Annotated in this window: 20 protein-coding genes; 6 read left to right on the top strand and 14 right to left on the bottom strand. The window is 70.0% G+C overall.

From position 1 onward, the window contains the following. Positions 1-56 precede the first annotated feature (56 nt). Entirely contained in the window at positions 57-2,315 is a 2,259-nt protein-coding gene (locus ASE16_RS06025) for a heavy metal translocating P-type ATPase (RefSeq protein ID WP_268765790.1), read from the bottom strand. Further along, positions 2,312-2,536: a heavy-metal-associated domain-containing protein gene (locus ASE16_RS19970; RefSeq protein ID WP_055892258.1), complete on the bottom strand. Its 225-nt coding sequence runs from the start codon at positions 2,534-2,536 to the stop codon at positions 2,312-2,314. The genes ASE16_RS06025 and ASE16_RS19970 overlap by 4 nt, the downstream gene beginning before the upstream one ends. Before the next feature lie 61 nt (positions 2,537-2,597). On the opposite strand from ASE16_RS19970, the gene ASE16_RS06015 reads away from it, so the two are divergent. The 3 genes from ASE16_RS06015 to ASE16_RS06005 all read left to right on the top strand — a co-directional run bounded on the left by ASE16_RS06015 (position 2,598) and on the right by ASE16_RS06005 (position 4,749). Then, positions 2,598-2,876, top strand: a complete 279-nt coding sequence (locus tag ASE16_RS06015; protein ID WP_055892256.1) for a metal-sensitive transcriptional regulator — start codon at positions 2,598-2,600, stop codon at positions 2,874-2,876. A gap of 2 nt (positions 2,877-2,878) precedes the next feature. After that, positions 2,879-3,406: an O-acetyl-ADP-ribose deacetylase gene (locus ASE16_RS06010; protein ID WP_055892253.1), complete on the top strand. Its 528-nt coding sequence runs from the start codon at positions 2,879-2,881 to the stop codon at positions 3,404-3,406. A gap of 68 nt (positions 3,407-3,474) precedes the next feature. After that, the gene (locus tag ASE16_RS06005) at positions 3,475-4,749 is read left to right on the top strand and encodes a M20/M25/M40 family metallo-hydrolase (protein ID WP_055894321.1); all 1,275 of its coding nucleotides are present in this window, start codon (positions 3,475-3,477) and stop codon (positions 4,747-4,749) included. Positions 4,750-4,812: 63 nt separating this feature from the next. Here ASE16_RS06005 and ASE16_RS06000 read toward each other — a convergent pair whose 3' ends face one another. The 5 genes from ASE16_RS06000 to ASE16_RS05980 all read right to left on the bottom strand — a co-directional run bounded on the left by ASE16_RS06000 (position 4,813) and on the right by ASE16_RS05980 (position 9,927). After that, positions 4,813-5,406 (bottom strand): GDSL-type esterase/lipase family protein, encoded by a 594-nt coding sequence (locus tag ASE16_RS06000; RefSeq protein ID WP_055892250.1) that lies wholly within the window; start codon positions 5,404-5,406, stop codon positions 4,813-4,815. 136 nt (positions 5,407-5,542) lie between these two features. Next, positions 5,543-6,403, bottom strand: a complete 861-nt coding sequence (locus ASE16_RS05995; RefSeq protein ID WP_055892247.1) for an aldehyde dehydrogenase family protein — start codon at positions 6,401-6,403, stop codon at positions 5,543-5,545. Continuing rightward, on the bottom strand, positions 6,400-7,908 hold the full coding sequence (locus ASE16_RS05990; protein ID WP_055892244.1) for an aldehyde dehydrogenase family protein: 1,509 nt from the start codon (positions 7,906-7,908) through the stop codon (positions 6,400-6,402). Before ASE16_RS05990 ends, ASE16_RS05995 begins: the two co-directional genes overlap by 4 nt. Positions 7,909-7,931: 23 nt before the next feature. Continuing rightward, positions 7,932-8,963, bottom strand: a complete 1,032-nt coding sequence (gene deoC / locus ASE16_RS05985) for a deoxyribose-phosphate aldolase (protein ID WP_055892240.1) — start codon at positions 8,961-8,963, stop codon at positions 7,932-7,934. A gap of 13 nt (positions 8,964-8,976) precedes the next feature. After that, positions 8,977-9,927, bottom strand: a complete 951-nt coding sequence (locus tag ASE16_RS05980; RefSeq protein ID WP_055892237.1) for a sugar-binding transcriptional regulator — start codon at positions 9,925-9,927, stop codon at positions 8,977-8,979. A 98-nt stretch (positions 9,928-10,025) separates the two neighbouring features. On the opposite strand from ASE16_RS05980, the gene ASE16_RS05975 reads away from it, so the two are divergent. Next, on the top strand, positions 10,026-10,967 hold the full coding sequence (locus tag ASE16_RS05975; RefSeq protein WP_055892234.1) for an ROK family protein: 942 nt from the start codon (positions 10,026-10,028) through the stop codon (positions 10,965-10,967). Positions 10,968-11,052: 85 nt separating this feature from the next. Here ASE16_RS05975 and ASE16_RS05970 read toward each other — a convergent pair whose 3' ends face one another. The 6 genes from ASE16_RS05970 to ASE16_RS05945 are packed head-to-tail and all read right to left on the bottom strand — an operon-like array spanning position 11,053 to position 15,631. Then, positions 11,053-12,270 (bottom strand): MFS transporter, encoded by a 1,218-nt coding sequence (locus tag ASE16_RS05970; RefSeq protein WP_055892231.1) that lies wholly within the window; start codon positions 12,268-12,270, stop codon positions 11,053-11,055. Beyond that, positions 12,270-13,214, bottom strand: coding sequence for a bifunctional riboflavin kinase/FAD synthetase (locus ASE16_RS05965; RefSeq protein WP_055892229.1), 945 nt, complete (start codon positions 13,212-13,214; stop codon positions 12,270-12,272). Before ASE16_RS05965 ends, ASE16_RS05970 begins: the two co-directional genes overlap by 1 nt. Continuing rightward, on the bottom strand, positions 13,211-13,687 hold the full coding sequence (locus tag ASE16_RS05960; protein ID WP_055892226.1) for a hypothetical protein: 477 nt from the start codon (positions 13,685-13,687) through the stop codon (positions 13,211-13,213). The genes ASE16_RS05965 and ASE16_RS05960 overlap by 4 nt, the downstream gene beginning before the upstream one ends. Before the next feature lie 59 nt (positions 13,688-13,746). Next, a complete protein-coding gene (locus ASE16_RS05955) occupies positions 13,747-14,115 on the bottom strand; it encodes a hypothetical protein (protein WP_055892223.1) in 369 nt (122 codons plus the stop codon). Then, positions 14,112-15,020 (bottom strand): tRNA pseudouridine(55) synthase TruB, encoded by a 909-nt coding sequence (gene truB, locus ASE16_RS05950; protein WP_055892221.1) that lies wholly within the window; start codon positions 15,018-15,020, stop codon positions 14,112-14,114. Before truB ends, ASE16_RS05955 begins: the two co-directional genes overlap by 4 nt. Next, a complete protein-coding gene (locus ASE16_RS05945) occupies positions 15,017-15,631 on the bottom strand; it encodes a TetR/AcrR family transcriptional regulator (protein ID WP_055892218.1) in 615 nt (204 codons plus the stop codon). The genes truB and ASE16_RS05945 overlap by 4 nt, the downstream gene beginning before the upstream one ends. An 89-nt stretch (positions 15,632-15,720) precedes the next feature. On the opposite strand from ASE16_RS05945, the gene ASE16_RS05940 reads away from it, so the two are divergent. Both ASE16_RS05940 and ASE16_RS05935 read left to right on the top strand, forming a co-directional pair. Further along, the gene (locus ASE16_RS05940) at positions 15,721-17,187 is read left to right on the top strand and encodes a DHA2 family efflux MFS transporter permease subunit (protein WP_082581271.1); all 1,467 of its coding nucleotides are present in this window, start codon (positions 15,721-15,723) and stop codon (positions 17,185-17,187) included. Between the two features lie 69 nt (positions 17,188-17,256). Continuing rightward, complete coding sequence (locus tag ASE16_RS05935; RefSeq protein ID WP_055892215.1) at positions 17,257-18,258, top strand: ketopantoate reductase family protein; 1,002 nt, start codon at positions 17,257-17,259, stop codon at positions 18,256-18,258. A gap of 24 nt (positions 18,259-18,282) precedes the next feature. Here the strand turns inward: ASE16_RS05935 and ASE16_RS05930 are convergent, their stop codons facing one another. Further along, on the bottom strand, positions 18,283-18,870 hold the full coding sequence (locus ASE16_RS05930) for a hypothetical protein (RefSeq protein WP_055892212.1): 588 nt from the start codon (positions 18,868-18,870) through the stop codon (positions 18,283-18,285). Positions 18,871-18,894 lie beyond the last annotated feature (24 nt).

Below are 18,894 nucleotides of genomic sequence, written 5' to 3'. Positions count from 1 at the left end.
CACTCCTCACAGGATCACTGGTAGTGACACATCCCCGGGGCGGAATATGACGCGATTCAGGAAGAGATCGTGCGTCCGGCGAACGAGCGCAGCCGCAGGCTGTTGAGCACCACGAACACGCTGGAGAAGGCCATTGCCGCCCCAGCGATCATCGGATTCAGCAGTCCGAGAGCCGCAACCGGCAGTGCGGCGACGTTGTACGCGAAGGCCCAGAACAGGTTGCCCCTGATGATCGCCACCGTGCGCCGTGACAACCGGATCGCATCGGCCACCAGCACGGGGTCGGAGCGCAGCAGGGTCAGGTCGCCCGCCTCGATCGCCACGTCGGAGCCGGAGCCCATCGCGATCCCGAGGTCCGCGGCCGCGAGGGCGGCCGCGTCGTTGACGCCGTCGCCGACCATCGCCACCGAGTGGCCGTCCTCCTGCAGCCGTGCGATGGTCTCCGCCTTCCCCTCCGGCGTCGCACCGCCGACCACGTTCCGGATGCGCAGGGGCCCGACGACCGCGCGCACCGTCTCCTCGTGGTCGCCGCTCAGCACCACGGGTTCGAGGCCGAGTCCGCGGACCAGCCCGATCGCCTCCTCCGCGTCGGCGCGCAGCGGATCGGAGACGCTCAGCACGGCGACGGCGCGGTCGTCGACCGTGACGAGCACCGCCGTCGCACCGGCGGCGCGGGAGGCACGCACGGCGGCGGCGAGCGTGTCAGGGAGCCCTGCGCTGTCGTCGACGCGCGCGACGGTGACCTGCCGCCCGTCCACGAGAGCGGTGACGCCGAACCCGGCGACGGCGCGGAACCCAGAGACGGGAGCGTGCGCATCCACTGCTGCCGCGATGGCCCTGCCGATCGGATGCTCCGAGCCGCGCTCGGCGGACGCCGCGAGCAGCAGAGCGTCCGTCCCCTCTGCACTGTCCTCCTCTGCGCCGTCCGCCGTCACGACGCCGGTGACCGTCATCGTGCCTGTGGTGAGCGTTCCCGTCTTGTCGAAGACGATCGTGTCGATGCGGCCGGTGCGTTCGAGCACCTCCGGTCCGGTGATCAGGATGCCGAGCTGCGCCGCGCGCCCCGTGCCGACCAGCAGCGCGGTCGGGGTCGCCAGTCCGAGCGCGCACGGGCAGGCGACGATGAGCACGGCGACAGCGGCGGAGACGGCCGCCGACGTGCCTCCTCCGACGAGCATCCAGACCAGGAAGGTCGCCAGCGCGAGCGCGATGACCACGGGCACGAACACGCCGGAGATCCGGTCGGCCAGCCGCTGGATGCCCGCCTTGCCGAGCTGCGCCTCCTCCACGAGCTTCGCCATCCTGGCGAGCTGGGTGTCGGCGCCGACCCTGGAGGCGCGCACCACGATGGTGCCGCCGTGCGCGATCGTCCCTCCCGCCACGGTGCCTCCGCCTGCCACCTCGACAGGCACGGACTCCCCCGTCATCGCGCTCGTGTCGACCGCGGCGGCGCCGTCCAGCACGACGCCGTCCGCCGCGATGCGCTCGCCAGGCCGCACCACGAACCTGTCGCCCACCGCGAGGGCGGAGACGGGAACGCGCCGCTCGCGCTCGTCGTCGGTGAGGATCGCGACATCCTTCGCCCCCGCCTGCAGCAGGTCGCGCAAAGCGGCGCCCGCCCTGCGCTTCGACCGTTCCTCCACGAACCGGCCGAGCAGCAGGAACGTCGTGACACCTGCGGCGACCTCCAGATAGATGGCGCCCGACGCGCTCCCCGGCTCTGCGACGAACGTGAACGGGTGGTGCATCCCGAGCTCGCCCGCCGTTCCGAACACGAGCGCCCACAGCGACCACAGGTATGCGGCGGCCGTGCCGAGCGAGACGAGCGTGTCCATCGTCGCGGCACCGTGCCGCAGGTTCACGGCCGCGGCGCGGTGGAACGGCCAGCCGCCCCAGAGCACGACAGGCGTCGCCAGCACCAGCGAGACCCACTGCCAGCCCCAGAACTGCCAGGCGGGAACCATGGCGAGCAGCACGACCGGGACGGTGAGCGCTGCACTGACGATCAGCCGGATGCGCAACGCGGCGCCGGAGTCCGCCTCACGAGGCGGTTCGGCCGCTTCGATGACGTGCGCGCCGTAGCCGGCCTTCTGGACCTCGGCCACGAGCAGCGCAGGGTCGATCGAGGCAGGCGCCGTGACGCGGGCGCGTTCGGTGGCGAGGTTGACGGTGGCGGTCACGCCGTCGAGGCGGCCGAGGCGCTTCTCGACGCGCGCCACGCAGCTCGCGCAGGTCATGCCGTCGATGGCGAGGTCGAGCTCCACCGGCCCGGATGCGCCTGACGCGGTCGTGGCGCCGGTCGTGGCGCCCGTCACAGCAGTGGGAGCCGGCGTGGGTGGGCCAACGCGTATCCGGCCTCTTCGACCGCGCCGGCGACCGCATCCACAGACAGGATCGCGTCGCTGGTGACCGTCGCCGTGCCCGCCGCCACGTCGACCGCGACCGCTGTCACGCCGTCGATCGCCCGGAGTTCCTCGGTCACCGCGCGTGCGCAGTGCGCGCAGGTCATGCCCTGGATGTCGTAGCTCGTTTCCATGTCTTCGACTGTAACACATACCCCATAGGGGTATGTGGGATCGGCGCGGTATCCTGGAGCGGTGATCGCAGACATCAAGAAACGCGCCATGCACCGCACGCGCATCCTCGAAGGCCAGCTCAGGGGCCTGGAGAAGATGATCGAGAACGAGGACTACTGCATCGACATCATCACGCAGTCCCTCGCCATCCAGAAGTCGCTCGGCTCCCTCAACAAGCTGCTCGTCGAGAACCACCTGAAGACGCACGTGTCCGAGATGTTCGAGGAGGGCGGCAGCCAGCGCGACGACGCGATCGTCGAGCTGCTGAAGGTATACGAGCTCTCCAACAACAGGGGCTGACCGTGGACGACCTCATCCAGATCGTCAAGGGCGACATCACCGACGAGCACGTCGACGCGATCGTCAACTCCGCCAACAGTTCCATACTCGGCGGAGGCGGCGTCGACGGCGCGATCCACCGCAGAGGAGGCCCGGCCATCCTCGACGCCTGCCGCGAACTGCGCGCGACGACGCTCCCTGACGGCCTCCCGACCGGCCAGGCCGTCGCCACCACGGCCGGCGACCTCGCCGCGACCTGGGTCATCCACACGGTCGGCCCCGTCTGGTCGGCCACCGAGGACCGCACGGAGCTGCTGCAGAACGCCTACCGCTCGTCCCTGCGCGTCGCCCGCGAGGTCGGCGCGACCTCCGTCGCGTTCCCCGCGATCTCCGCCGGGGTCTACGGCTGGCCGATGGACGATGCGGCGCGCATCGCGGTCAGCACCGTCCGTGCCGTGCTCGCCGCATCCTTCGGGCCGGTCGAGCGCGTGCGGTTCGTGCTGTTCTCCGACGACGCCCTGTCCGCGTTCCGCACGGCGGCCGGCGAGTGAGCGCCGCCCACGGCATCGACGACGATGCCGCCCTCGAGCGCTTCCGCACGCTCCTGCGCATCCCGACCATGTCGCGCAACGTGGTGGACGACACCGACTGGGAGGCGTTCGACCGCTTCATCGCCGCCCTCCCCGAGCTCTACCCAGCACTGCACGCCGGGCTCGAACGCGAGCAGCACGGCCGCTCGCTGCTCTACCGCTGGCGCGGAGCGGGCGACGGCCCGCCGACGGTCCTGATGGCCCACTACGACGTCGTGCCCGCCACGGACGACGGCTGGCAGCACCCGCCATTCGGTGCGGAGCTCACCGGCGACGGAGACGGCCGCGTGCTCTGGAGCAGGGGCACCCTCGACGACAAGGGCGCCCTCGTCGCCATCCTCGAAGCAGTGGATGCGCTGGTCGCGGCCGGCCACACTCCCGCGGCGGACGTGTACCTCAGCTTCGGCCACGACGAGGAGACGGTCGGCTCAGGAGCGCAGGCGATCGTCGCCGCTTTGGCCGAGCGCGGCATCCGGCCGGCACTGGTCCTGGACGAGGGCGGCGCGGTCGTGGAGGGCATCTTCCCCGGCGTGACCAAGCCCATCGCGGTCGTCGGGGTCAGCGAGAAGGGCATCACGAGCGTGCGCCTGACCGTCGAGCAGAACGGCGGTCACGCATCCACGCCCCCGAAACTGGCGGCGACGGTGCGGCTGGCGCGCGCGATCACGCGGCTGAACGCCAAGCCCTTCCCCGCCAGGCTCAGTGAGACGAACCTGCAGATGGTGGAGACCCTCGGCGCGCACGCCAGCGGTCCGCTGCGCGCGGTGTTCACCAGGGCGCGCACGCTGAAACCCGCTCTGGTCGCCGTGCTGGGCCGAGTGAGCGACGAGACCCGCGCGATCGTGCGGACGACGACGGCCGTCACCCAGCTCAGCGGAAGCCTCGCGGCCAACGCGCTGCCGGAGACCGCGGAGGCGGTCGTGAACGTGCGCATCGCGGTCGGTTCGAGCGTCGCGGAGACGATCGCCCATCTCCGCAAGGCGATCCACGACCCGCTGGTGCGGATCCAGGCCGTCGACCCGAGCGAACCGTCCCCGGTGTCGCCGACGAGCGGGCCGGAGTGGGATGCGGTGGCCGGCAGCATCGCGGCCGTGCATCCGGATGCCGTGGTGACGCCGTACATCATGCTCGGCGCGAGCGACAGCCGCCACTTCACGACGATCAGCGACGCCGTCTACCGCTTCACCCCGTTCGAGATGGCCACCGAGGAACGCGCGACCCTGCACGCCCGCAACGAGCGCATCCACGTGGCCACCTGGCTCCGCGGCATCCGCTTTTACGAGACCCTCCTCCTCACCAGATGATCGAGCCCGGAGCTATTCAGGCGACACGCCGAGTGGGAGTGTGAACAGGTTCGGACTCGATGATCAGGCGGCGCCGCCGAGGTCGGGGAGGGTGATCGCGCGGCTGGTGGGCGGCTGCTGGCGCAGGCGCTCCAGCGCGGGGATCAGCTCGTTGACCCAGACGCGGTAGCCCTCCTCGTTGAGGTGGAGCCTGTCGTCGCTGTACGCGGGGTTCAGCTCGCCGTCGTCGAGCGCCAGAGACGGCCAGAGGTCGAGCCACTGGGCGTGCACGGTCGGCGCGAACTGCCAGAGGTGGCGGTTGATGTCGCGGATCTGGTCGGCGAACTCGTGACCGCGCGGGAGCACGGACTGCACCAGGATGCGCGTCTCCGGCAGCTCCCTGCGCAGCGTCACCAAAATGGTCTCCACATTGCGCACCACGTGCTCGACGGAGCGCCGCCAGGCGAGGTCGTTCGTGCCGATCAGCAGCACAACGACGGCGGGCTGGGCGTTGATCACATCCCAGATCCGCGCGACCACGTCGTCCGACGTGTCTCCGCCGACCCCGAAGTTGTAGATCGTCTCCCCCGGCATCCACGCCTGCCAGTCCCCGCCCTGCGTGAGACTGTCCCCGACGAGGGCGGTCGGACCCATACCCGACATCCCCTGATCCGTCATCCGGACCTCCTAAGTCTTTCTGCCATCCTCCCCCAAGAAGCTGAAAGCCGCGAGGGGTGTACCGCGGCACACGACTGCGGTACACCCCTCTGGATGCGTCAGGACGGCGATGGCGGGATGCGCGAGCCGTCGCGGATCAGATCAGCGACTTGGTGTGCCAGACCGTCTTCGTCTCGGTGAAGAACGCGATGCGGTCGAGCGACGGCGCAGCTGCGTCCTGGCCGTTCTCCGGGGTGAGCACGCGCTTGAGTGTGTCCGCCGCTGCGATCTGCAGGTCGATCCACTCCAGCGCTCCTGCGCCGACCAGGTCGAGCGCGTTGACGTCGGCGTGCGAGGCCAGCCACGGGGCGATCTCGGCCGGGGAGCCGGTCAGGATGTTCACGACGCCGCCGGGAACGTCGCTGGTCGCGAGCACCTCGCTCAAGCTGATCGCCGACAGCGGGAACCGCTCGCTCGCCACGACGACGACCGTGTTCCCCGCCACCAGCGCCGGGGCGACGGCGCTCACGAAGCCGAGCAGGCCGCTGTCCTGGGGCGCGACGATCGCCACGACGCCGGTCGGTTCCGGCACCGAGATGTTGAAGTACGGCCCCGCGACCGGGTTGGCGTTCCCGACGACCTGAGCGAACTTGTCCGCCCAGCCCGCGTACCAGACCCAGCGGTCGATCGCCTCGTCCACCTGGGCGCCTGCGACCGACGCCGAGACGCCCTCCGTCTGCTGGATCTCGTCGACGAACTGGGCACGACGACCCTCCATCAGCTCCGCGATGCGGTAGAGCACCTGCCCGCGGTTGTACGCGGTGGCGCCGGCCCAGCCGCCGAGGGCTCCTCGGGCGGCGACGACCGCATCCCGAGCGTCCTTGCGGGACGCCTTCGCTGCGTTGGCCAGGAACGCGCCCTTCGCCGAGACGACCTCGTACGTGCGGCCGGACTCGCTGCGCGGGAACTTTCCGCCGATGTAGAGCTTGTACGTCTTCGGCACGGTCAGGCGGCTCATTTCTTCGCTCCCTTGCGGGTCGTGGTGGATGCGGAGGTCAGCGCGCCGGCGGACGTGCCGGGAAGCGCACGGCCGGGCGTGAGGTACGCCGCGAGCCCGTGGCGGCCGCCCTCGCGGCCGTAGCCGGACTCCTTGTACCCGCCGAACGGGCTGGCCGGGTCGAACCGGTTGAACGTGTTCGCCCAGATCACGCCGGCGCGGAGCTTGTCCGCGACGGCCAGGATGCGGCTGCCCTTGTCGCTCCAGATGCCGGCCGACAGACCGTACGGGGTGTTGTTCGCCTTGGCGATGGCCTCGGCCGGGGTGCGGAAGGTGAGCACGGACAGCACAGGCCCGAAGATCTCCTCGCGGGCGATCCGGTGGCTGGTGGACACGTTGTCGAAGATCGTCGGCGCGAACCAGAAGCCGTTCTCCGGGATGGCGCAGTCGGCCGTCCAGCGGTCGGCTCCCTCAGCCTCTCCGATGTCGGACAGCTCGCGGATGCGCCGAAGCTGCTCTGCGCTGTTGATCGCGCCGATGTCGGTGTTCTTGTCGAGCGGGTCGCCGAGGCGCAGCGTCGACAGGCGGTTCTTCAGCCGGTCGACGACCTCGTCGTGGATGCTCTCCTGCACCAGGAGCCTGCTGCCTGCGCAGCAGACGTGCCCCTGGTTGAAGAAGATCCCGTTGACGATGCCCTCGACGGCCTGGTCGATCGGCGCATCGTCGAAGACGATGTTCGCCGCTTTGCCGCCGAGCTCCAGGGTGAGCTTCTTGTCCGTGCCGGCGACCGCTCGCGCGATCTCGCGGCCGACGGCGGTGGAGCCGGTGAAGGCGACCTTGTTCACATCCGGGTGGTTGACCAGGTCGCGCCCCGTCTCCCCCGCGCCGGTGACGATGTTGACGACACCGGCCGGGAGGCCGGCCTGCTGCACGATCTCTGCGAACAGCAGAGCGGTCAGCGGCGTGGTCTCCGCCGGCTTGAGCACGACGGTGTTGCCTGCGGCGAGGGCCGGTGCGATCTTCCACGCGAGCATCAGCAGCGGGAAGTTCCACGGGATGACCTGCGCGGCGACGCCGAGCGCGCGCGGCGCAGGGCCGAGACCGGCGTGATCGAGCTTGTCGGCCCATCCCGCGTAGTAGAAGAACCAGGCGGCGACGAGCGGGACGTCCACATCCCTGCTCTCCTTGATCGGCTTGCCGTTGTCGAGGCTCTCCGCCACGGCGAGCTCACGGGCGCGCTCCTGCACGAGGCGCGCGATCCGGAACAGGTACTTGCCGCGGTCACTGCCGCTCATCCTGGACCAGGTGCGCTCGTACGCCCGGCGCGCGGCGGCGACGGCCGCATCCACGTCGGCGGTGTTCGCGGTGGAGATGGTCGCGATTCGCTCCTCCGTCGCCGGGGAGATGGTCTGGAACGGGGTGCCGTTGCCGTCGACGAACTCGCCGTCGATGAACAGGCCGTACTGGTCGCGGAGGTTCAGGATGGCCCGAGACTCCGGCGCTGGTGCGTATTCGAGAAAACTCATTGTTCTGCCTTCGGTCTCTTCGGTCAGTCGATCGTGACGTAGTCGGCGCCGGAGTAGTGCCCGGTCGTCAGCTTCTGGCGCTGCAGCAGCACGTCGTTCAGCAGGCTGGATGCGCCGAAGCGGAACAGGTGCGGCTGGAGCCAGTGCTCCCCGACCGTCTCCGCCACGGTCACGAGGTACTTGATGGCGTCCTTGGACGAGCGGATGCCGCCAGCGGGCTTCACGCCGATCTCCTCGCCGGTGAGCTTGTGCCAGTCGCGCACGACCTCGAGCATCAGCAGCGTGACGGGCAGCGTCGCCGCGGGAGACACCTTGCCCGTCGAGGTCTTGATGAAGTCGCCTCCGGCCAGGATCGACAGCCAGGATGCGCGGCGCACGTTGTCGTACGTGTTCAGCTCACCGGTCTCCAGGATCACCTTGAGGTGGGCGTACGAGCCGTCCGGGCGGCGGCAGGCCTCCTTGACGGCCACGATCTCGTCGAAGACGAGCCCGTAGCGGCCGGAGAGGAACGCTCCGCGGTCGATGACCATGTCGATCTCGTCGGCACCGGCTGCGACGGCGTCCGCGGTGTCCGCCAGCTTGACGGCGAGGGATGCGCGCCCGCTCGGGAACGCGGTCGCCACCGCCGCGACGTTCACACTGCCGGGAGCGCCCCCAGAGCGGCCCGCGTGGGATGCGCCAAGCGCCTCGACCGCGTACGGCACCATGTCGCCGTACACGCACACGGCTGCAGGGCGGGGCGCGGTGAGATCGCTCGGGTCCGGGGTGAGGGCCTTGGCCACCAGCGAGCGCACCTTGCCTGGCGTGTCGGCGCCTTCGAGCGTGGTGAGGTCGATCAGTTCGATGATCTTGTCGAGCGCCCATGCCTTGCTCGTGGTCTTGATGGAGCGGGTGCCGAGTCCGGCTGCGCGCTGTTCGAGACCGACCGCATCGACCCCCGGAATGCCGTTCAGGTAGCGGCGCAGGGAGGCTTCGGTGAAGTCGCCTCCGAGCACCTCGACGGCCCTGGCCGCCGGTGCGAGGGTTCGCACGGGCGGCGTCGTTTCGATGGTCACGTCACTCCTTCTTTCAGCTCGCCGCTGTGCGGCCGAGCAGGTGGTTCGCGGTGGATTCGTCGGTGATGATCGTGCTGCAGAGCCCGCTCGACACGATGGCGTGCGCCACCCTGTGCTTGGTCTCGCCCGCGATCACGGCGATGCTGGTGCGCGCTGCGCGCAGTTCGTCCAGCGAGATGCCGAGGGTCCTGCCGTCGAGTTCGGGGTCGGCCACCTGGCCGTCCTCCGTGATGAACCGGCCGACCACGTCGCCGACCGCGCCCTTGTCGGCGAGCGATGCGACATCGTCGGCCGTGAGGTAGCCGGAGTCGACGTGCACGGAGCTCGTGTCGACGACGCCGGCGCTGAACAGGTACGCGGATGCGCTCCTCGCCAGCGCGAGCACGCTCTGCACAGAGCGGTCGGCCTCGATGGCGCGGCGGGTAGCCGCGTGCTCGAAGATGGCCGGGCTCGGCAGCAGCGTCGCTGTGCCCTGCGCCTTGCGCGCGATCACGACGGCGGTGTCTGCCGCGGCTGTGGCCTGGCGCGTACTGGACACGCTGCCGTTGATCTGCACCGGGTTCACGCCCACCGCCCAGCCGGGCCGCAGGCGCGCTGCAACGGCGTGCAGGGTGCGTCCCCAGCTCACGCCGAGCGTGCGAGGGACGGGGCGAAGCGTGGTGAGGTAGTCGGCGGCGGCCTGCGCGACGCGGGCCTGCACATCCGAGTCGGCGTCGAGGGTGGGCACGACGACGGCGTCCTGTAGGTCGTAGAAGCCGCACAGCTCGCGCTCCAGCGAGAACCGTCTGGCGCTCGGATGCACGATCTCGATGCGCACGAACCCGTGCTCGCGCGCCGCGACGAGCAGCCGTCCGACCTTCCAGCGGCTGACGCTGAGGGCGAGGCCGATCTCGTCCTGGGTCTTGCCCGCCTCGTAGTACAGCTCAGCGGCTTTCACGGCGAGGATCTCATCGGTGTCGTTCATGGCCACGCTTCCACCTTAGGAACCGATTGCGCGTTCGAGCAACGCTTGCGCGCATGTTGCTCATATGAGCATCGGCGGTTTCCTTTAGGGTAAGGGTCGTGCCAACTCCCCTCGCTCTCGCCGTCGACTTCGGCGGAACCAAAGTCGAAGCCGCGCTCGTCGATGCAGACGGCCGCTTGGTCGAATCCACCCGCTTCCGCCGCCCCACAGGCCGCACCGCCACGGTCCCCGACCTCGAGGCCTCCGTCGGCGGAGTCGTGCGCGACGCCATCGCCGCCGTACCCGCCGACGCCGTGCTCATCGGAGCCGGCATCGGCTGCGCAGGGCCGATCGACCGCATCAAGGGCCTGGTGTCACCGCTGAACGTGCCGCACTGGCGCGATTACCCGATGCGCGACTTCATCGCGGGCGTCGTCGCGGACGCCGGGCTCGACATCCCTGTCACGCTGGAGATGGACGGCGTCGCGATCACGCTCGCCGAACACTGGGTGGGCGCAGCGCAGGGCGTCGACAACGTGATGGGGATGGTCGTCTCGACCGGCATCGGAGGCGGCCTCATCGTCGGCGGCCGCGTCATCACAGGCCCGACGGGCAACGCCGGCCACATCGGGCACGTCGAGGTCGGCGAGATCGTCGGAGAGAACACGTTCGGCAACCCCAGCGCGCTCGAAGCCATCGCCTCCGGACCGCACACCGTCGCGTGGGCCCGTCAGCACGGCTTCACCGGCACGACGGGCGAGGAGCTGGCCGCCGCGTACGCCGCGGGCGACGAGGTGGCGCACCAGGCCATCGCTCGCACGGGCGAGGCCGTCGGCCGCGCCATCGCCTCGGCGACAGCGCTGCTTGACCTGGAGCTCGTCGCCATCGGCGGCGGCTTCTCGCACTCGACGCCGGACCTGTTCGACCACATGCGCCGCGTCATCGAGAACCACTACTTCCCCTACGTGCGCAAGGTCCGCATCATCCCCTCCGCCCTCTCCTCCGAAGGCCCCCTCATCGGCGCGGCCGCCCTCATCCACCGGGCGCACCTCCTCCCCTGACCGTCCCCCTCATCATCGAGCCGGGACGTGTGCTCGCCTCTCACCGGCGTGTCGCGTGCACACGTCCCTGCCCGATCGCTGGGGATCAGCGGAAGTGATCCTCGAGGGCGTGCGGGCGGGCGACGACGGTGCCTGCCAGGGCGGCGGCGATGGCGGTGCCGATCAGGACGATGAGGGCGACGGTCCAGTCGCCGGTGAGCTGGTGCAGCACGCCGACCGCGAGCGGGCCGAGGGCACCGAGCGTGTATCCGACCCCCTGCGTGAAGCCGCTGAGCGCGACCGAGCCCTCGTGGGTCCGCGTGCGCACGTTGATGAGCACCAGGCACAGCGGGAACAGCAGCGGCCCGAGACCGGCGAACACCACCCACAGCCACGTGGCCGCGCCTGGCGCGAGGATCAGCCCGAGATAGCCGGCGACGAAGAAGCCGACGCCCGCGTACAGCAGCAGGGCGACGTTGCGCATCCGGGAGGCCAGCAGCGGGACCAGCAGCCCGGCCGGGATGCCCATCCCCGCGTACAGCGACAGCAGCGCTCCTGCCTCCGCCGGCGTCGACCCCGCGACGTCGTGCAGGATCTCCGGCAGCCAGGCGAACATCGCGTACGCGTTCAGACTCGACGCGGCGAACACCACGGCCATCGCCCAGGCGAGCGGCGCGTGCCACACCTTGCCGAGCATCGCGGGCTCCGCCGCCTCCACCTCCACGTCGTGCGCGGGGTGGACGGGCCGCCTGGTCAGGATGATGCGCAGCCAGGGCAGGATGGCCAGCAGGCTCACAACGCCCCACATCCCGACAGAAACGTGCCAGTTGGATGCGTCCGCCACCGGCACCGCGATCAGCGGCGGCAGCAGCGTGCTCACCGACATCACGGTCGCGTAGAGCGAGGTGACCAGCCCGATCCGGTCGGGGAAGTACCGTTTCACCAGCGGAGGCAGCAGCACGTTGCCGACGCCCATCCCGGCGAAGGTCACGGCGGAGCCGATGGCCAGCATCGCGAACGACCCTGCAGTGGCACGCAGGATGTGCCCGAGCAGCATCACGCAGAGCGCGGCGATCATCACGCCCTCGAGGCTGGCCTTACGGGTCAGCGTCGGGGCGAGCAGGCCGAACAGCGCGAAGAAGATCGGCGGGAGCATCCCGAGCAGGCCGACCCCCACGCTCGTGACGGCGAACTCCGTGCGGATCTCGGCGAAGATCGGCGACAGGGCTGCGACGGCGGTGCGCAGGTTGCTGGCGACCAGCAGGATGCCGACGAGCGCGATCGCGCGACCGTGCCAGAGCGGTCGCGTCGAGGCGTCCGCCATCAGTTGGCGTTCTCGGGCTGCAGGATGCGTCTGGCGGTGTCCACGTCGTCCGTGATCTGCGCGATCAACGGCTCGACGCCCGCGTACGCGACCATGCCTCTGATGCGCTCGACGAACGCGATCTCCACGTGGTGGTCGTAGAGGTCGAGGTCGCGGTCGAGCACGTACGCCTCGACCTGCTTCTGCGGCACGCCCTCGAAGGTCGGGTTGTTGCCGACCGAGATGGCGGCCGGGTAGCGCTCGTCCCCGTCGGTGAGCCAGCCGGCGTACACGCCGTCGGCCGGGATCAGTCCCTCCGACTCCGGCGACAGGTTCGCGGTCGGGAAGCCAAGCTCCCTGCCCCGCTTCGCGCCGTGCACGACGACGCCGCGCAGGGTCGGGATGTGCCCGAGCAGTTCGCCGGCGTGCGCGACGTCTCCGTCTGCGAGCAGTTCCCTGATCCAGGTGGAGGAGACGCGCCTGCCGTGCTCCGGCCGCACGTCGTCGATGAGGTGCACGACGAAGCCGTACTTCTGGCCGAGTTCGCGCAGCATGCCGACGTCGCCCGCGCCGCGGTGCCCGAACCGGAAGTCGCTTCCGACGAGGACGGCGGCCGCGTGCAGCCTGTCGACCAGGATGTGTCTGACGAACTCCTCAGGAGAGAGCTCGGCGAGCGCGCGGTCGAACGCGACGAGCAGCGTCGCCTCCACGCCGGTGCCGGCGAGCAGGTCGAGCTTCTGCTCGACGCTGACGAGGGCGGTCGGGCACTTCTCCGGTGCGAGCAGTTCGAGCGGGTTCCTGTCGAAGGTGATGACGGTCGGGGTGAGCCCCCGCTCGCGTGCCACCTCGCAGAGCCGCCCGATGACGGCACGGTGACCGGTGTGCACGCCGTCGAACTTGCCGATGGTCACCGCGCTCGGGCCGAAGCCCTCCGGGATCTCCGCCACCGATCGGAACAGCTTCACGATGCCGCTCCCCGCGGCTTGTGCCCGCGCAGGTAGATCAGGCCGAGGATCGGAAGCACCAGCGGGATGAACAGGTAGCCCATCCCGTACACAGACCACACGGTTGCATCGCGGCCGAACGGGTCCACGTCGTGCAGGCCGAGGGTTGCGGGGGCGAACAGGCTGAGCGAGCCGATCACGAGCACGCCGACCAGCTCGAAGGTGATGGTGATCCAGGCCACCCGGTACCAGGCGCGACCTGGAGCGACCAGGGCGATGGTCGCCACGATGTAGACGACGGCGGCCAGCGCGGACAGCGTGAAGGCGACGGGCGCCTCGTGGAAGCGGTCGATGATCTGGAAGACGCTGCGCCCCGTCGCAGCGAGCGCGAGCACGCCGTAGACGAAGACGAGCACGCGTCCGATGCCGGTGATCCTCCGCTTCGCGGTGGGGTCCTCCGAGTGGTCGCGTGCGGACATGGTGTGGTGTGACATCGCCTACGATTCTATTCGCGCAGCGCGGGCTGCCAGGCACCGCGCATCCCGTGCGGGGCTCAGGCGCCCTGCACGAACCAGATCTGGCCCATCCGGTACACCATCACGGCGATGGCGAGGCACACGCCGCCCAGGATGACCGTCGACCACTTGTTGCGTTCGATGAGCGCCCAGAAGCCTCCGGCCAGCGGCAGGATGAGCGCGGAGATCAGGTAGATGTAGAACTCGGGCAGGCTGCCGCTCGGCTCGTTTCCCACGGCGGGCGCGACGATCGTCACGATGAGCTGCGCGACCAGCAGCACCTCGACGAGCGCGAGCGCGCCCATGCTGACGTCGCCGGGCACGCGGCCCGCGAATCCGAGCACGATGCAGAGCACGCCTGCGACGACGGCCACGATCACCTGGACCGTCGTGAACCACTCGATCATGCGGTCGCGATCTCGTCTGTCGGGAAGTTCACGAGGGTTCTTGCTTCCTTTCCGCGGAACTCGATGAGCCCCACCAGGTGGCCGGTCGGTGCGATGGCCGCGAGCGGCGCACCGTCCCCATTCTCCCTGTCCGCGACATGGATGCGTTTCCCGTGCGTCAGGTCGATGGCCTGCTGCTCCGTGAGGTCGAAGCGCTCGAACAGGATCGTGGCCGCCTCCGCGGCCGGCACCAGAGCAGAGGCGACGTCGACATCCTCGATCGGATGCGCGTCCTCCACCCTGAACGATCCCACCCTGGTTCGGCGCAGCGCGGTGAGGTGCCCTCCGACGCCGAGTGCGGCGCCGAGGTCGCGGGCGAGCGAGCGGATGTATGTGCCGGACGAGCAGACGACGCGCACGTCGAGGTCGATGGCGGCCGGCAGCCTGCGCACGTCGAGCAGTTCGAACTCCGAGACGGTGACGGGCCTCGCTTTCAGCACGACCTCCTCCCCCGCCCGCACCCTGGCGTACGCCCGCTTGCCGTCGACCTTGATCGCACTGACCGAGCTCGGCACCTGCTCGATCTCGCCGGTGAGGTCGGCGATCCCGGAGCGGATGGCGTCGTCGTCGACCGCTGCGACCGCATCAGGAGCCGCCTCTTCCACGACGTCGCCTTCCGCGTCGTCCGTGGTCGTGGTTGCACCCAGCCGGATGGTCGCCAGGTACTCTTTGTCCGTGCCGACGATGTAGGTCAGCAGCCGGGTGGACGAGTTGAGGCCGACGATCAGCAGCCCGGTGGCCATCGGATCGAGGGTGCCCGCGTGCCCGACCTTGCGGGTGCCGGCGAGACGCCTGGTGCGCGCGACGATGTCGTGGCTGGTCCAGCCCTGCGGCTTGTCGACCAGCAGGATGCCGGAGCCCGTCATGCGGTCTTCTCGCCCACGACGTCGAGCACGAGCTGCAGCTTGGTCTGGAAGGTGCACTCGAGGAGTTCGGTGGCGGCCTCGTCCAGCCCGTACTTCTCCGGCAGCCGGAGTCCGAGGAGCGTGTTGAGCAGCATCCCCTCTGCGAGGAACGTGCGGACGCGCTCCGGCTCGAAGCCGGCGTCGTCGCGCAGCAGCCGGTAGATGCTGATGAAGCCTTGCCTGGCCTTCTCGCCGATCACAGGGTCGTGGCCCATGCTGAACGCCTGCATGAGCGACAGCAGCAGCCCGCGGTCCTCGATCAGGTTGACGTATGCGGTGCCGAGCAGGCGGGCGATCTGGTCGTCGGGCGAGCCGTCGGCCTTCCAGTCGTCGATGGTCTCCGTGAACGTCACGAGGAGCCTGTCGAGCGCGCGGGAGAGCACCTCGACGAAGAGGTTCTCCTTGCTGCCGAACATCCGCACGACGTACGGCTGGCTGATGCCGGCCGCCTTCGCGATCTGGTCGGTGGTCGCCCCGAAGTATCCGCGCTCCCCGAAGACGAGGCTGGCGGCGGCGAGGATCTGCTCTCTGCGCTCCCCCGACGGGATGCGTTCACTGATCTTGTCGGTCACACTTGACAGGTTATCAGTTGATTACTAATCTCGACCCTGTTGTAATCATCCGATAACAACATTCCCATTCACTCGACAGGATGTGCAGCATGTCGTCCCCATCCACCGCCCGCCGCATCCCGATTTGGCTGGCCATCGTCGCTGCATCGCTCCCGATGTTCATGGCGACCCTCGACAACCTCGTCGTCACCAGCGCGCTTCCCGTGATCGCGAAAGACCTCAGTGCCTCCATCGAGGAGCTGCAGTGGGTCATCAACGCGTACACCCTCAGCTTCGCCACCTTCATGCTGATGGCCGTCGCCCTCGGCGACCGGTTCGGACGCCGAACGGTCTTCCTCAGCGGCATCGCCATCTTCACGCTCGCCTCTGCGGCCAGCGCCCTTGCCACCGAGCCGTGGATGCTCATCCTCGCCCGCGCGGTGCAGGGCGTCGGAGCGGCGGCCCTCATGCCCCTGTCGCTCACCCTCCTGGCCGGCAGTGTCAGCGCCAAGCTGCGCCCGGCCGCCATCGGCATCTGGGGAGGCATCGCCGGCCTCGGCGTCGCGACAGGCCCGCTGATCGGCGGCGCCGTGGTGCAGGGCTGGAACTGGCAGGCCATCTTCTGGCTGAACGTCCCGCTCGGCATCATCGCCGTGCCCCTCGTGCTCGCCGCGCTGCCGAACAGCTTCGGCGAGCGGGTCCGCGCCGACATCGTCGGCCTGCTGCTCGCCGGCCCCGGCGTCCTCGGCATCGTGTTCGGGATCGTGCGCGGCAACGATGCCGGCTGGGACAGCTTCGAAGTGCTCGGCGCCCTGATCGCCGGTGCTGCGCTGCTGGTGGCGTTCGTCTTCTGGGAGGGCCGGGCATCCGCCCCTCTGCTGCCGCTGCGACTGTTCCGCGACCGCAGCTTCACCGTGGCCAACCTGGTCGGCGTGACGTTCAGCTTCGGCATCTTCGGGGCGGTGTTCATCCTCATCCAGTTCCTGCAGGTGGTGCAGGGCCACACGCCGCTCGAGGCGGGGGTGATGACGATGCCGTGGACGCTCGCACCGATGGTCGTCGCGCCGCTCACCGGCCTCGTCTCCGGGCGCACGGGCACTCGGCTGCCGATCCTCCTCGGCCTCACCTTCCTCGCCGTCGCGATGGCCTGGATCGCGCTGACCCTGTCCGCCGACCTCGCGTACTCGTCGATGTGGCCGCCGTTCGCACTCGCAGGGATCGGCATGGGCCTGGTGTTCGCGCCGAGCTCCACCGCGGTGCTCGCCAACATGAAGCCGGCGGACCACGCGAAGGCGTCCGGCACCAACTCCACGCTCCGCGAGATCGGCGTCGCCCTCGGCATCGCCGTGCTCACCGCCGTGTTCACCGGCGCGGGTGGAACCCTCACGCCGACCGGCTACGTGGATGCGGCCATCCCCTCCATCTGGGTCGGCGCCGGTGTGCTCGCTGTCGCCGCCGTCATCTCGCTCGCGCTGCCGTCCGGTATCGTCCGCCGCCGTCGTCAGGACGCGGAAGCCGAGATCACCGAGGCGGTCGCCGCCGAGGGCTCCGCGCAGGCCGCCGCACTGGTCGACTAGCGCGCTGCGCCCCGAGCGCTCAGTCGGCCCCCGGCACCGCATCCCCCCGCCCGCGGCTAGGGTGGGGGGATGCGGATCGGCGTCATCGGAGCGGGAGCCATCGGCGGCACCATCGCAGCCCTGCTCGATCGCGTCGGCCACCAGGTCGAGGTGACGGCGCGCGGAGCGCAGCTCGTCGCGATCCGCGCGGACGGGCTCCGCCTCGACGGGGCGTGGGGCTCGCACACGGCCAGGATCGACGCAGACGAGATCCTGCGCATCCAGCCGGAACTCGCCTTCCTGTGCACCAAGGCACAGGATGCGGCCGCCGCCATCCGCGAGAACCAGCACCTCCTCGGCGGCATCCCCGTGGTCGTCGTGCAGAACGGGCTCACCGGGCTGCGCCAGGCCGCGACCATGCTGCCAGGCTCGGACTGCGTCGGTGCCCTCGCCCTCTACGCTGCGAGCTTCCTCTCCCCTGGCCGCGTCAGCGTCACCACGGCGGCCAACACCTACATCGGGGCCGGCAGCGGCGAGCCGCCGGAGTCCGCCGTCTTCGCCACCCGCGTCCTCGACGCCGCCATGCCGACGTTCGCCGTCGCCAACTTCGACGGCGCCCAGTGGACCAAGCTCATCGTCAACCAGATCAACGCCATGCCGGCCATCACCGGGCTGAGCGCGCAGGACACGCTCGGCGACCGCGCGCTGCGCCGCATCGTGACGGCCAGCATGCGCGAGGCCGTCAGGATCGGCTTCGACCGTGGCATCCGCTACGGCAGCATCCAGGGCCTCAGCAACGGCATCCTGCGGTTCGTCGCCGCGGCTCCACTCTGGGCGGGCCAGCTGGTGCCGCTGACGATGCGGCGCCGGATGGGCGCCACTCCCAACCCTGGATCGACGCTGCAGAGCATCCGGCGCGGCCAGCTCACCGAGATCGACTACCTCAACGGCGCGATCGTCGGCGAAGCGCACGAGCTCGGGCGAGAGGCGCCGATCAACGCCGCCATCGTCGACCTGGTGCACGAGGTCGAGCGCACGCGCGCGTTCATCGAACCCGCCGTCGTCGCCGACCGGATGCGCGCGCTGCTGTAACCGCCGCGCCCGCCATCGGCGGGGTCAGCAGCTGTCCGCGAACACCCGCCGCGGAAGGTCAGGGTCGCTGTCGTCCACCAGAGCGCTCGCCCACATCCGCGGCTCGGCGTCGTTCTCGTAGACCGGGTCCTGCGGCGTGTTCACCAGCGCGACGGAGTAGTGCCAGATGCCGCGCAGCTCCGGCCGCAACAGGAACTCGCCGTCGACCACGAGCACCGCATCCTGACCGGTGGTCTCCCAGCGGCTCTCGATCGGCACATCCCGTCGCTCGTCGAACGCCGCGGTCTGGAAACCGGTGCTTCCCGCCATCCGGTACGGGTCGATCAGCACCCGCCGGAACGTCACGTAGTCGAACGACGAACGGTAGTAGTCGAGGTCGGACTCCGGCCCGAGCCTGGTGCGGTCGGCGCGCGGGCGGTGGAAGTCGGTCATCGACGACCGGAAGGTGTCATAGCCCGCCTCGCGGAACACCTCGGCGAGGTCGTCGGCGAACGACGCGGTGTCCGTCGTGCCGTCGACGGCCACCATGGTGCGTCCGTGCCCGTAACTGCGCGTCACCTCGCCGACCAGTTCGCGGAGGAACAGGACGCGCGGCGTCGGTGGAAGCTTCATGGCACGAGCCTAAGCCGCGAATCT

It is taken from the genome of Leifsonia sp. Root227, from assembly GCF_001428745.1.
Classification (GTDB): Bacteria; Actinomycetota; Actinomycetes; order Actinomycetales; family Microbacteriaceae; genus Leifsonia.
Note: the sequence above shows the minus strand (reverse complement) of the source record. Positions and strands in the feature narration are given on the sequence as shown.

Bases quoted from the DNA above. Each gene is read 5' to 3' on its own strand.
- ASE16_RS05930 (WP_055892212.1), bottom strand. From the start codon at position 18,870: ATGAAGCTTCCACCGACGCCGCGCGTCCTGTTCCTCCGCGAACTGGTC.
- ASE16_RS05955 (WP_055892223.1), bottom strand. From the start codon at position 14,115: ATGATCGAGTGGTTCACGACGGTCCAGGTGATCGTGGCCGTCGTCGCA.
- ASE16_RS05995 (WP_055892247.1), bottom strand. From the start codon at position 6,403: ATGAGCCGCCTGACCGTGCCGAAGACGTACAAGCTCTACATCGGCGGA.
- ASE16_RS06000 (WP_055892250.1), bottom strand. From the start codon at position 5,406: ATGACGGATCAGGGGATGTCGGGTATGGGTCCGACCGCCCTCGTCGGG.
- ASE16_RS05970 (WP_055892231.1), bottom strand. From the start codon at position 12,270: ATGGCGGACGCCTCGACGCGACCGCTCTGGCACGGTCGCGCGATCGCG.
- truB (WP_055892221.1), bottom strand. From the start codon at position 15,020: ATGACGGGCTCCGGCATCCTGCTGGTCGACAAGCCGCAGGGCTGGACC.
- ASE16_RS06005 (WP_055894321.1), top strand. From the start codon at position 3,475: ATGTCGCGCAACGTGGTGGACGACACCGACTGGGAGGCGTTCGACCGC.
- ASE16_RS05940 (WP_082581271.1), top strand. From the start codon at position 15,721: ATGTCGTCCCCATCCACCGCCCGCCGCATCCCGATTTGGCTGGCCATC.
- ASE16_RS05990 (WP_055892244.1), bottom strand. From the start codon at position 7,908: ATGAGTTTTCTCGAATACGCACCAGCGCCGGAGTCTCGGGCCATCCTG.
- ASE16_RS05980 (WP_055892237.1), bottom strand. From the start codon at position 9,927: ATGAACGACACCGATGAGATCCTCGCCGTGAAAGCCGCTGAGCTGTAC.
- ASE16_RS05935 (WP_055892215.1), top strand. From the start codon at position 17,257: ATGCGGATCGGCGTCATCGGAGCGGGAGCCATCGGCGGCACCATCGCA.
- ASE16_RS19970 (WP_055892258.1), bottom strand. From the start codon at position 2,536: ATGGAAACGAGCTACGACATCCAGGGCATGACCTGCGCGCACTGCGCA.
- ASE16_RS05960 (WP_055892226.1), bottom strand. From the start codon at position 13,687: ATGTCACACCACACCATGTCCGCACGCGACCACTCGGAGGACCCCACC.